Below are 14,256 nucleotides of genomic sequence, written 5' to 3'. Positions count from 1 at the left end.
TAGTGGAGAGTACCGTGAGGGAACGGTGAAAAGCACGGGGAGTACCCGGGTGAAATAGACCCTGAAACCAGTCGCTTACAAGCGGTCGGAGCCCACAGTGTTGGGTGACGGCGTGCCTTTTGCATAATGAGCCTACGAGTTACCTTCCCTGGCGAGGTTAAGGATGTTGACATCCGGAGCCGAAGCGAAAGCGAGTCTGAACAGGGCGCGCAGTCAGTGGGGGTAGACGCGAAACTTGGTGATCTACCTGTGGTCAGGTTGAAGGGGTGGTAACACACCGTGGAGGACCGAACCGATAAGCGTTGAAAAGCTTCCGGATGAACTGCGGGTAGGGGTGAAAGGCCAATCAAACTGAGAAATAGCTCGTACTCTCCGAAATGTTTTTAGGAACAGCGTTACGTGTTACCAGCCTGGAGGTAGAGCGACCAACAGGATGCGGGGGAGTCACATCCTACCAACTTCTGATGAACTCCGAATGCCAGGGTGGGTGCGTGGCAGTGAGGGCTTGGGTGCTAAGGTCCAAGTCCGAGAGGGGAACAACCCAGACCATCCGCTAAGGTCCCCAAGTGAATGCTAAGTTGAACAAAGGCGGTCCGGCTGCTGAGACAGCCAGGAGGTTAGCTTGGAAGCAGCTATTCCTTTAAAGAGTGCGTAACAGCTCACTGGTCGAGCGGGGCGGGCGTCGATAATAAACGGGCATCAAGCATTTCACCGAAGCGATGGACTCATGCAAGAGCATGATGTGGTAGGAGAGCATTCTGGTCGGGGCGAAGCTGGGGCGTGAGCCGTTGGTGGACTGTCCAGAAAAGCAAATGTAGGCATAAGTAACGAGAATGGAGACGAGAACGCTCCACACCGAAAGGCTAAGGGTTCCTCCGCGATGGCAGTCATCGGAGGGTTAGTCGGGGTCTAAGGGGCAGCCGAAGGGTGGGTCCTGAGGGGGAACAGGTTAATAGTCCTGTACTACTCATGCAGGTTTGTTGATGACGGAGTGCCGGGGGTGGTAGGTCCTGACGGAATAGGGCGTTGAGCTGAAGCTTCGGCTGAAGCGAATCACTGAAGGGGCTTCCAAGAAAAGTTGACAAGCGTTAAGCGTATGGGTACCCGTACCGCAAACCGACACAGGTAGCCGGGAAGAATATTCTAAGGTGCGCGAAAGAATCATGGTTAAGGAACTCGGCAAGATGACCCTGTAACTTCGGGAGAAGGGGGGCCTACTCAGCGATGGGAGGCTGCAGAGAAGAGGCCCAGGCGACTGTTTACCAAAAACACAGGACTCTGCTAAAATGAAAGTTGACGCATAGGGTCTGACACCTGCCCGGTGCTGGAAGGTTAAGGGGGGAGCTTAGTCGCAAGGCGAAGGTTTGAACTGAAGCCCCAGTAAACGGCGGCCGTAACTATAACGGTCCTAAGGTAGCGAAATTCCTTGTCGGGTAAGTTCCGACCTGCACGAATGGTGTAACGATCTGGGCACTGTCTCAACCATGAGTTCGGTGAAATTGTAGTAGCGGTGAAGATGCCGCTTACCCGCCACGGGACGGAAAGACCCCGTGCACCTTTACTACAGCTTAACAGTGATCGCCGGTCAGGCATGTGTAGGATAGGCGGGAGGAGTTGAAGCGGTGTCGCCAGGCATCGTGGATCCAACCTTGAAATACCGCCCTTGGCTGACTGGCGGTCTAACCTGGAGACGGGGACCCTGTTTGGTGGGTAGTTTGACTGGGGTGGTCACCTCCGAAAGGGTAACGGAGGTTTCCCAAGGTTGGCTCATACCGGACGGTAATCGGTAGGGGAGTGCAATAGCAGAAGCCAGCTTGACAGTGAGGCACACAGGCCGATCTGGGACGAAAGTCGGGTATAGTGATCCGGTAGTTCCGCATGGAAGGGCTATCGCTCAAAGGATAAAAGGTACGCCGGGGATAACAGGCTGATCTCCCCCAAGAGCTCACATCGACGGGGAGGTTTGGCACCTCGATGTCGGCTCGTCACATCCTGGGGCTGGAGAAGGTTCCAAGGGTTCGGCTGTTCGCCGATTAAAGTGGCACGCGAGCTGGGTTCAGAACGTCGTGAGACAGTTCGGTCCCTATCTGTGGTGGGCGTTGGAATATTGAGGGGGTCTGTCCTTAGTACGAGAGGACCGGGATGGACCAACCGCTGGCGGATCGGTTGTCTGGCCGCAGGCACGGCCGAGTAGCTACGTTGGGTTAAGATAAGCGCTGAAGGCATCTAAGTGCGAAACTGGCCCCGAGATGAATGTTCCGGTATAAAGGGGCGTTGGAGACGACGACGTTGATAGGCGGCAGGTGGAGGTGCAGAGATGCATGGAGCTGAGCCGTACTAATGGCCCCGGACGCGTAGTTTGACTAATCAGTCCGAATCTGGTTATGGTTTGTGTGTGATATACGAATTGTTCTACAAACGTTTTTCTCTGCTGGTATCAAAGAAACGATATTGAGATTGCCCAATGGGGTGAATCTCGAAAGGGTCAACAGGTTGGTGCTGGTAAGGCGGGTGAACACCTCTATCCATTCCGCACAGAGTCGTTAAGCCCCGTACTGCCGATGGTACTGCTGTCACAAGCGGGAGAGTAGGTAGGTGCCACCTGATGAATTAGCCGAGCCGGTTAGCTAAAAGCTGACCGGCTCGTTGCGTTTATAACTAGTATGAACAGGTTACTTGGTTAAACTGTCTGCACTGTTAATTGAAAGGTAGTATTAAATGCATATCACACTCTATAAACTCACTAATTAGCTTTGTGTGGGCTTTCGAGCGAGTTTTGTATTATAGGATAATTCCGTGTTTTACTTGCAAACAGCGTTTTTGTTAACACGGATAATAAGATCACAAAAGTTATTCTTGAAAAGCCGTTATAATTCTAAAATAATTTAATAAAGAAGAATATATTTGTGTTAAATTTTACGAGAGCAAAATAATGTAGTGCTGTCGAGTAAATACGCGTACGTTAATCATCTGTTTCTCAACGCAACTGTGAAGTAGAAAATAGGTAGATCAACCTAACAACCAGCAAAATGAAACAGCATACCCGATGATATGTTGAATATGACTTTTAGTAGAATGCAGAACACTTCGCGCAAACAAGTCAAATAATGCAGTCTTCGGTCCTCCTAGTAAGTTCAAGCGAATTTGCACAAAACTAATCAACTAAAATCTATGAAATTAATGCTACAAAGGACCTTTTCAAGGGCTTTGCTTGTGTTGGGAACGTTACTGTTCCTGACCGTATCATCGTTTGCCGCAGACCAGGTTATCACTGGTAAGGTGCAGGACGAGAAGGGAAACGAACTAGCTGGCGCGACAGTAACGGTGAAAGGAACCAGTAAGGGTACCAATACTGACGCCAACGGTAATTATCGGATTAACGTAACCAGTGCGGAAGACGTACTGGTGTTTTCTTACATCGGCTACAATAAAGAGGAGATTATCGTCGGTAGTAAAACGGTCATTAACGTTAAGCTTAATCCGGGTGACGCGACGCTGAACGAAGTTGTTGTAACGGCCCTTGGTGTGTCGAAAGACGCCCGTAAGATTGGTTACGCCGTGACGACAGTTGATGCTTCTCAGTTCACGAAAGCGCGTGAAACGAACATTGGTAACTCACTGGCTGGTCGGGTGGCTGGTCTGAACGTGAAAGGTACCAACAGCGGCCCCGGTGGAACAGCTAAAATCCTGATGCGGGGTATGCCCAGCATGAACTCGGCTGGATCTCCGCTGATCGTTATCAACGGCGTACCAATGGACAACACACAGCGGGGTAGTGCTGGTGAGTGGGGTGGTGCCGATGGTGGTGACGGTCTTGGTAACCTGAACCCTGACGATATTGAAACGATGACAGTTCTGAAAGGGCAGTCGGCATCGGCTCTCTATGGTGCGCGGGCCTCAAACGGCGTTATTCTGGTAACGACCAAGAAAGGTAAAAAAGGTGATTTCGCAGTCGATTACAACATGAACCTGACGACTGACCAGCCGTTAAACTACACTGATTTTCAATATCAGTATGGACAGGGTCAGTATGGACAGAAACCGACCACGGTTGATGCCGCGCAGCAGTCAGGCCGGTATAGCTGGGGTGCTAAGTTAGATGGTACGAACGTTATCCAGTTTGACGGTAACCAGTATCCCTACGTTGCTCAGCGGAATAACATCAAGAATTTTTACCGCATGGGTTCCAACTTCACCAATACTGTCTCGGTGACGAAAGGTGGAGATAATGGTTCATTTCGCTTGTCGCTGTCGAATCTATCAAGTCAGGCTATTATCGACAATAGTGGTTTAGGTCGGAAAACGATCAATCTGACGGCTGATCAGAACATCACATCGAAATTAAGCTTTAGCGTGCTGGCTAACTACATCGACGAGCGCGTTAAAAACAAACCGATTCTGAGTGATGGCCCAATGAACGCCAACAACGGTTTGCTGCTGGCCACCAATATCGATGAGCGTATTTTGGCACCGGGCTTCAACCCAACGACAGGACGGGAGATTGTATTTAGTGACGACAATTACGTGACGAACCCGTATTTCGTTACTAACCAGTTTGTCAACAACGTCGACCGTAAGCGGATCATCTCAATGGTATCAACTAAATACCAGTTTGCTGAATGGATCTACGCGCAGGCACGGGTTGGTTATGATAACTCGAACGACCGCATTTTCAAGGTTACTCCCTGGGGAACGGCCTATTCGATCAGTTCGAACCCCAAAGGACAGGGTGGTCTGGATGAGTTGTCGAACGCACAGCGGACAGAGTTAAACGTCGACGGATTACTTGGTATCAACAAGAGTATTACGTCGGATATCTCGGTCAATGCCATATTGGGCGGGAACATTCGGAAAAATAGTTACGAGAAAATCGGTATCAACGGCAGCCCATTTGTGTTGCCTTACCTGTATAGCTATAACAACGTAGTGAACTACAACCGGACGTATGATGTAGCGAATACACAGGTCAATTCGGCGTATTATAACGTCGACTTGGCGTACAAAACCTTCCTTACGTTGAGTACGACGGGTCGTTACGATGCATACTCAACGCTACCAAGTGCTAACCGTGCCATCTTTACGCCGTCGGTAACGGGTGCGCTTGTTTTCAGTGATCTGGTTAACGTACCCAAACTGAGCTTTGGTAAACTGCGGGCTTCGTATGCTATGACGAGTGGTGAGCCAACAACGGCTTACGGAACCAGTATTTATTACGGCGTTGGTAACTCGATCAATGGTGTTGCAACGGGTAACTTCACTGACCGGTTGCCAAACCTGTTCCTGAAGCCGTTCACAAAAACCGAACTGGAACTGGGCCTTGAACTGCGGTTCTTTGGTAACCGGCTGGGCTTCGATGTGGCTTATTACACGCAGGAAACGCACAACGAGATTATGCCAGCTAACTACAGCTGGTCGACGGGCTATTCAAGTGGCGTAGTTGGAACGGGTTCGGTACAAAACAGAGGGTTAGAGTTGCAGATTAACGGTACACCCGTTCGGAACTCAAAACTGACCTGGAACACGTCGTTTAACCTGACGTCGGTTCACAACAAAGTACTGCACACCGATGCTAATGACAACACGATTAACCTGGGTCAGAACCGGGCTACGCTGGGTAATGCAGTTACAGCATTTGTTGTTGGACAGGCTGGTCCGCAGATTCGGGCATACGATTACCAGTACTCGTCTAATGGTCAGATTGTGGTTGATCAGTCTGGTCTTCCTGTTCGGGGTAATCTGATCAACATGGGTACGGTACTGCCGACTTTGTATGGTGGTTTGAATAACGAATTTATTCTGGGTGGCTTCAACCTGGCGTTCCTGGTTGACTACAACTATGGCAACAAGATTCTGTCGGCTACTGAAAACTACGCGTACCGTCGGGGTCTTCACCAGGCAACGCTGGTCGGTCGCGAAGGCGGTATCACGACGGGTGTAACGTCTGATGGGGCCGCAAACACGAAAGCGGCTAATGCGCAGGATTACTACACGGCGCTGGCTAACAACGTAACAAAAGTGAGTGTCGTCGATGGCGACTTCATTAAGATGCGTCAGCTGACATTTGGCTACAGCCTGCCAACACGCCTGCTGGAGAAAGTACCCCTGATTCGGGCTGTAAACATCTCACTGGTTGGCCGGAACTTATTCTACTTCATGAAGAAAACGACCAACATTGATCCTGAAGCATCGTTTGGATCTAACCTGACCTATTCAGGTATCGAAGGCGGTAACCTGCCAGCTACGCGGAACTACGGTGTTAACCTGAACATTAAGTTTAAATAAGAAGACAATGAAGAAACGCTTAATCGCGACAACCTTGCTCGTCGGTGCGTTGCAGGTTGCCTGTACAGATACTTTTGATGCACTAAATACCGACCCGACCCGGGCAACGGCTGGTAGCTTCGATGCAAACCTGTTACTGCCAAGTATTCAATATTCGCACGTTAACGCCAATTCGGGCTATAACGGACCGATTCTGTTTCAAGCGGGCTGGGTACAGGTGCTGGCGTCGACCAGTTCGGGTGGTGTTAACTATTATACCAACGCCGACAAGTACGTTATTTCCAGCAACACCAACGACTATCTCCAGCGTACCTGGAACCTGGACTATCAGGCAGCCAGCTATGCCTACGAGATGGATCAGCTGACGAAGGGACAAGCTTCCCGGTCGAACCTGAATAACATTGCCGTCATCATGCAGGCGCTAACAGTGTCTAACATCTCTGACGTATACGGCGATGTGCCATACACCCAGGCGTTGCAGGCTAAAGCGGGTACGACTACACCTGCCTATGACACACAGCAGAGCATCTACGCATCGGTACTGAGCCGGCTTGATGCCGCTACGGCTGCCCTGAGTACGAGCGGAGATGTGCCAACGAATGATGCGTTTGCGTACGGCGGTAATATCGCGCAGTGGAAAAAGTTCGGTTACTCGCTGATGCTGAAGCTGGCTATGCGCATGACGAAAGCTGACCCGACGATGGCAAAAACATATGCGGAGAAAGCTGCCGCCGGTGGTGTGTTCGCCAGTACGGCTGACGATGCGTATGTAGTGGCTGATAACTCGAAAGGCTATGGTAACAGCAATGGCCAGGCCCTGACGACTCCCGGCGACATATACCAGGTTCGCTGGAGCAAAACTATGATCGATTACCTGAAAGCAAACAGCGATCCCCGGCTTAGTATCGTAGCCGAGATCCCTGCCAGTGGCCTGGCAACGAATCAAACGGCCGACATTGCCGGGAACTCGACGCCATCTGCCCAACTAGGTTTACCGAATGGTTATGACCTGAACGGGGGCGCTACGGATATCAGCAAAGCCCCGAACTATCCAGGAGCAACCGGATCAGGTAACGATGTAGCTGCACTTGGTAACTACTCGCGTCCGACGGCTATGTACCGGAATCGTAATGCGCCACTGTTCGTCCTGACGTATGCAGAAACCGAACTGCTGCTGGCCGAGGCTGCTACGCGTGGTTTCGCAGTAAGTGGTACGGCTGCTCAGCACTACAAAAATGGACTGGTTGCCGGTGTACAGTCGTTGAGTCGGTACGGTGTTACTGTAGATGCCAGTGCAGCGTCGACCTATGCTGATGCACACCCGTTGGTAGCCTCTACAGCACTAAAGCAGATCAACGAGCAGATCTGGGCAACGACGGGCCTGTTGATGAACTTCATGGAAAGCTGGAACAACTGGAAGCGGTCGGGTTATCCGGCACTGACGCCGGTTAACTACACCGGCAACTTCTCGAACGGTCAGATTCCGCGTCGGCAACCGTATCCAACCGGCGAAGCCACGTTGAATACAAACAGTTATCGTGCAGCACTGGGTAACCTGACAGGTGGCGACACCTGGATCTCACGCGTTTATTGGGATAAACAGTAAGTAGTGCTATCGAAAAAGGTAAGGTGGCTTTCGGGCTGCCTTACCTTTTTTATGACCAATGAATTATTTTAAATACGTTACTCGTTCCTGCTATACTTACCATCCTAGTTCGCTATTAATGAAATGATTACAGCTATTCAGCCTGCTATTTGCCGATTGCTGTCAATCGTACTACTGTGCTTCGCTGGCCTGTCTGCCAATGGACAATCGACGCTTTTTCAGGCGCTATTGTCCGAAAAAACGGGCATCACGTTTACGAACAACGTAGACGAGAATGAGCAGTTGAATGTGCTGTCGTACGAATATTTCTACAACGGTGCCGGTGTTGCCGCTGCCGACTTCAACAACGATGGCCTGATCGACCTGTTCTTTACGGCCAATCTCAACGCCAATAAGCTGTACCTGAATCAGGGTAAGCTGGCGTTTACCGACATTACCAAAGCCGCCGGTGCCGGGCTTAGTGGCCGTAGCGGTGGCTGGAAAACGGGCGTGAGCGTCGCCGACGTGAACAACGACGGACGCCCCGACATCTATGTTTGTTATTCGGGCAAAGGCGATGAAGCCCTGCGCCGAAATCAACTCTTCATCAATCAGGGTAATAAGGCCGACGGTACGGCACAGTTCGTGGAAAAAGCGGCTGAGTACGGCCTCGACGATCCCGGCTACAGCACACAGGCCGCCTTCCTCGACTACGACCGCGACGGTGATCTCGACATGCTGTTGCTGAACCATAACGTCAAGAAGTACGACAACATGGAGCTGGCCCGGCTGCACAACGAAACCGATCCGCTAGCGGGAAACAAGCTGTTCGAAAATCAGAAGGGCAAATTTGTCGACGTAACGGCCAAAGCCGGGATTCACCAGTACCCGCTAACATTCGGGTTGGGCATGGCCATTGCCGATATCAATCTCGACGGTTGGCCCGACGTCTACGTAACGAACGATTACAACGAACCCGATTACATCTACATAAACCAGAAGAACGGCACCTTTCTGGACGCCACGCAGCAGCAGTTGCGGCACATGGCGCAGTTCTCGATGGGCGTTGATATTGCCGATGTAAACAACGACGGCCTGCCTGATATCATATCGCTGGATATGCTACCGGAAGATAATCGGCGGCAGAAACTGCTTCAGTTGCAGGAGAACTACGAGTCGTTTGAACTGATGCAGCAACAGAACCTGCAACGGCAGTACATGCGCAATATGTTGCAGCTGAACAATGGTAATATAGCTGGTAACAACGGTATGTCGTTGCCTGTGTTCAGCGAGATTGCGCAGGTGGCGGGTGTCTCAAATACCGACTGGAGCTGGGCACCCCTGTTAGCTGACTTCGACAATGATGGTTACAAAGACCTGTTCATCACCAACGGGTACCTGCGCGATTACACCAACAAAGACTTCCTGCGCTATTGGGGCGACTACAAAATCCGCAAGGCAATCGATCGCGAACCGGTGCAGCTGATGGATCTGGTAAAAGCCATGCCTGCCACGAAGCTGCCCAACTACGTGTTCCGTAACAACCACGACCTGACGTTCTCAAATCAGCAGCAGGGGTGGGGGATTACGAAGCCGACGATCTCGAACGGGGCCGTTTACGCTGATTTGGACAACGACGGTGATCTCGAACTGATCGTCAACAACATCAACGAACCAGCGTCGGTCTACCAAAACATGGCTCGTGAGCAGGGGCAACATGCGTATGTGCAGCTGAAACTGGAGTCAGACAATGGTTCCGCCGGCACGATTGGCGCTAAGGTTACTGTTTACACGGCGGGCAACAGGCAGTATCAGGAGCTGAACCCGGCGCGGGGCTACCTGTCGACCCAGCCGACGACACTGCACTTTGGTCTGGGAGCCGCCACCACAATCGATTCCATTGCCGTGGTGTGGCCCGATCAGTCGCGGCAGGTACTGGTGCGGCAAGGGGTGAATCAGTTGCTGACAATCAGACAGGCGGGCGCAAAAAAGGTAAAGACAAACCCAGTCGCTAACGCTGTACCGGTGTTCGTATCGGTTGATTCGCTACTGCCGCACACGCACGAAGGCTACGTCGAGAATGACTTCAAACGGCAGCCGCTTATGCTCTGGATGTATTCGCACACGGGGCCGGTCATTGCCAAAGGTGATGTCAACCGTGATGGGCTGGAGGACTTGTTCATCAGTGGTGATCAGAAAAAGCCGGGTGCGGTCTGGATACAGCAGAAAGGTAAAAAATCGGAACCGGCGTTCACGAAGCTCGACGGGCTGACGATTGGCGACGAAACCGTATCGGCTATCTCGGCAGCTACGTTCTTCGACGCCAACGGTGACGGCTATGATGATTTGTACGTTGCAAAGGGTGGGTATTCCCTGTTTGAAGCGAATACAGCATCGCTACAGGACGAACTGTACCTGAATGATGGTCACGGAAAGCTAAACAAAGCAACGCTGCCTGCAATGACGATGAGCAGCAAGTCGTGCATACGGCCGGTCGATTACGATGGCGACGGTGATCTCGATTTGTTCGTGGGTGGGCGGGTTGTGCCGGGCCGGTACCCCGAAACACCGCAGTCGTATCTGCTCGAAAATAAAGGCAACGCACGGTTCAGTCTGGTCGATGTACCGTTTGCATCGGTTGGGATGGTGACGGATGCTCAGTGGAGTGATTTGGACGGCGACAACCGGCCCGACCTGATACTGTGTGGCGAGTTCATGCCGGTCATAGTCTACCAAAACACGAAGAGTGGGTTTGTCGATCAGACGAAAACGTATATGCCCAGGGGTGAGACGGGTTTTTGGTCGTCGCTGACGGTTGCTGATCTAAATGGCGATGGGAAGAAAGACATCATAGCCGGTAACCTGGGGCTTAATTCGCAGATCAAAGCATCGACCACTGAGCCCGCTGAACTGTTGTTTGCCGACTTCGACGGGAATGGCTCGGTCGATCCGTTTTTCTGCTACTACATTCAGGGCAAGACGTACCCGTTTGTCAGCCGCGACGAGCTGAACGATCAGATATACGCCATGCGCCGGAAGTTTGCCTACTACAAAGACTACGCGAACGCATCGGCAACGGATATTTTCTCAGCGGAGGAGTTGGCCAAAGCCCACAAGCTCACCGTGACCAATACGCGTTCGGTTTGCTACCTGCGGCAGGGGAATACGTTCGTACCGGGTGAACTACCGATTCAGGCACAATTTGCGCCCGTTACCAGCACCCTGACGGGCGATTATGACCGGAACGGCACAACAGACCTGCTGCTGCTCGGCAACCGGTCCGACAACCGGCTGAAGCTGGGCAGTATGGATGCCAATTACGGCTGTCTGCTATCGGGCGACGGGAAAGGCGGCTTCACCTACGTCAGTCAGCCCGCGTCCGGTTTGTTGGTGCAGGGCGACGTAAAATCAGCCATGACGGTAACCATCGGCGGTCAGCCGTATGTACTGATCGGATCGTTCAACCAGCCACTGCAACTGTATAAAACCACGAAGCCATGAAGAAATTGCTTGTCTTGTGGCTGTGCTGGCAGGTGAGCATGGCCCGGCCAACGCCCAAACTGCCTGATCTGGCGCACCGGTTACAGCCAGCGGTGTTTGCCACGACGATGGTGATGATCCACGACGTTGTCAATCCGCCCGCAGCCAGTCGATTTTACACCTACTGCCTGTTGGGCGCCCATGAAATCGTCGCGCAGCAACACCCCGATCAGGTCGCAACGGCTCAGCGGTTTGTGCAGCAGATGAAGCCAATCATGATCACTACACCCGAGCATTACAACTACCAGATTGCCGCGCTGTACTGTATTCTGGAAACGGGCCGACTGATTCTGCCGTCGGGCTATATGCTGGAGGAGGAGCAGAAAAAACTGCTTGAGTCGTTGCAGAAAGCCGGTTACACGCCGATCCAGATTGAGCAGTCGGTTGAGGTGGCGCAGCAGGTGGCCAAGCAGGTAATGCAGCGGGCGGCTGGCGACAAGTACAGCAAATTGAGTACGCAGCTGCGCTACCGACCCATCAAAGACGACGCGCACTGGTACCCAACACCACCGGCTTACATCGAAGCGATTGAGCCCAACTGGCGCACAATCAGGCCGATGCTGATCGATTCGTGCAGTCAGTTTAAGCCCATTGCTCCAGCCACATTCAGCAAAGATTCTACCAGCCAGTTCTACAAGCTGGCACGAGAGGTACATACTGTTGTGAATGCGCTGACGCCCGAACAGCGGTTTATCGCGTCGTACTGGGACTGCAACCCGTTTGCCGTCAATACGTCGGGCCACATGTCGATCGGCTTTAAAAAAATCAGCCCCGGCGGCCATTGGATGAACATCACGAATCTGGTTACGAGCCAGCTCAAACTACCGTTCGATCAGGCGGTGGAAGTTGAATCGATTGCCGCTATGACGCTTATGGATGCGTTTATCAGCGTATGGGACGAGAAGTACCGCAGCAACCGTATCCGCCCCGAAACGTACATCAACCGGTACATCAGCCCGCGCTGGCAACCGCTGTTACAAACGCCCCCTTTCCCGGAATATACGAGTGGGCATAGCGTAATCTCGACGGCAGTTTCGGAAGTGCTGACTTATCTGCTTGGTGATGGCATTGCCTTTGTAGACAATACCGAAGTAACCTTTGACTTACCGGAGCGGAAGTTTTCATCGTTTCGGCAGGCAGCGTCGGAAGCGGCTATTTCGCGGCTTTACGGCGGTATTCACTACCGGGATGCGATCGAAAACGGGCAAGTGCAGGGCAAAGCGATCGGCGACTTTGTTATCGACCGGCTACGCAAAGCGGGTGTTCGCAAAATACTGACTGCTGGCCGTTAAGGACCACTGCCGAAAAGCAGTCGAGCCATTGAAAATATAGTGGTGAACGTGCTGTTATACAGACCGGTGTGCCGATGCGGGCAGAAAAGATGACGAAAATCAAGTTTTGTAATCTAACCTGTTCAGGACAATGCGCTCACCTGACTAGTTACGTAGCGAGACAAAGCAAAATAGTAAGCAAGTAGGGTAGTAAACTTGCTGCCTTACTATAGCTGCGTAAGCAAACCTGTTCGCAGGGCAACGTAATACTCTATCAATAAAACCTGAACCACCGATTGCCACCTGGCAACGGATAAGCCGAATACATCCATCATCATGCAGGATAATATAGTTCTTTCAGTCATCGACACTAAAAAAAGTAAACTCAAGCGACGCTTAATCGATGAATTGTACCGGGCGGAATCCCGTACGATCTCGCAGCTAGCGGGCCTTCTGCATACCAGTGTCCCGTCGACGACTAACCTGATTGAAGAACTGAGTAACGAGCATTGGGTGCGCGGAATCGGCACTGGTAATGCGCAGTTTGGCCGTAAGCCGTCGCTGTTCGCCCTCAATCCCGAGCGCTACATAAACATCGTTGCCGACATTACCGTACACGACATTCAACTGCGGGCCATGAATCTGGCCAACGAGATCGTTGAAGAGCTTGACGTTAAGATGGGTCTTGATCTGTCGCCCGGGTTTCTGTCGGTACTGCGGGAGCCACTGGAGCAACTGAGCCAGCTGCTGGAAGCCCGTAATGTGCAGACCATCGGTATCGGCGTTTCGATGCCTGGCCTGGTCGATCCCAAGCGAAGCATCAACCACACGTACCCAAACCTGAACGGACCGGGTATGTCAATGAGCCAGCTGTTTCGGACGATTTTCGGTGCACCCGTCTACCTCATCAACGACTCGCAGGCCATGATTATCGGCGAACACCGGTTCGGGCTGGCGAAGGGAAAAAACCATGTTATGTCGGTCAATATCGACTGGGGTGTTGGGCTGGGGGTTATCGTTGATGGGACTATTTTTCAGGGTGGGGGTGGCTTCGCCGGTGAATTGGGGCATATCCAGATGAAATCCGAGGGGGGCGAACTCTGCCACTGCGGAAAGGTTGGCTGCCTGGATACGCTGGCGTCGGCGTCGGCACTGATTCAACGCGCAAAAGCCGGTCTGAAAGCCGGAGCTGTGTCATTGCTGGCCGAGGAGAACCTGGACAACCTGACCATCGAAACCATCATTGCCAAGGCGGGTTTGGGCGACGTCTTCTCAATTGATCTGCTGAGCGACATCGGTAGTGAGCTGGGTCGCGGACTGGCTACGGCCGTTCACCTGTTCAATCCCGAACTGATTATTGTGAATGGGGTACTGGCCAAAGCCGAGAAAGCCATTATCCGGCCTATCGAACAGGCCATCGCCAAGTACTGCCTGCCCAACTACCGCGACAACCTGACCATCGTACAATCGAATCTGGATGGTATGGCCAAGCTGTACGGCACACAGGCTTATGTGCTGCAAAACCTGCTGGAGCAGGAGCTGATTCCGTGAATTTACTAATGCGTTCCTTACTTAATC

Annotated in this window: 5 protein-coding genes and 2 rRNA genes (1 of these 7 only partly in view); all 7 read left to right on the top strand. The window is 52.1% G+C overall.

Annotated features, from left to right (window positions below; all coding sequences use genetic code 11):
• Positions 1 to 2,362 (top strand): 23S ribosomal RNA (locus HH216_RS05545) (it extends 471 nt beyond the left edge of the window).
• A gap of 130 nt (positions 2,363 to 2,492) precedes the next feature.
• Positions 2,493 to 2,604, top strand: a 5S ribosomal RNA gene (rrf, locus tag HH216_RS05540).
• A 567-nt stretch (positions 2,605 to 3,171) separates the two neighbouring features.
• Positions 3,172 to 6,282, top strand: coding sequence for a SusC/RagA family TonB-linked outer membrane protein (locus tag HH216_RS05535; RefSeq protein WP_169549891.1), 3,111 nt, complete (start codon positions 3,172 to 3,174; stop codon positions 6,280 to 6,282).
• A gap of 7 nt (positions 6,283 to 6,289) precedes the next feature.
• The gene (locus HH216_RS05530) at positions 6,290 to 7,888 is read left to right on the top strand and encodes a SusD/RagB family nutrient-binding outer membrane lipoprotein (RefSeq protein WP_169549890.1); all 1,599 of its coding nucleotides are present in this window, start codon (positions 6,290 to 6,292) and stop codon (positions 7,886 to 7,888) included.
• Positions 7,889 to 8,011: 123 nt separating this feature from the next.
• Entirely contained in the window at positions 8,012 to 11,368 is a 3,357-nt protein-coding gene (locus tag HH216_RS05525) for a VCBS repeat-containing protein (protein WP_169549889.1), read from the top strand.
• Positions 11,365 to 12,699 (top strand): vanadium-dependent haloperoxidase, encoded by a 1,335-nt coding sequence (locus tag HH216_RS05520; protein WP_169549888.1) that lies wholly within the window; start codon positions 11,365 to 11,367, stop codon positions 12,697 to 12,699. The genes HH216_RS05525 and HH216_RS05520 overlap by 4 nt, the downstream gene beginning before the upstream one ends.
• A 315-nt stretch (positions 12,700 to 13,014) precedes the next feature.
• Positions 13,015 to 14,229, top strand: a complete 1,215-nt coding sequence (locus HH216_RS05515; protein WP_169549887.1) for an ROK family protein — start codon at positions 13,015 to 13,017, stop codon at positions 14,227 to 14,229.
• Positions 14,230 to 14,256: the final 27 nt, after the last annotated feature.

The sequence above is a fragment of the Spirosoma rhododendri genome (assembly GCF_012849055.1).
Lineage (GTDB): Bacteria > Bacteroidota > Bacteroidia > Cytophagales > Spirosomataceae > Spirosoma > Spirosoma rhododendri.
This window is presented reverse-complemented; position numbering and strand designations above follow the sequence as displayed.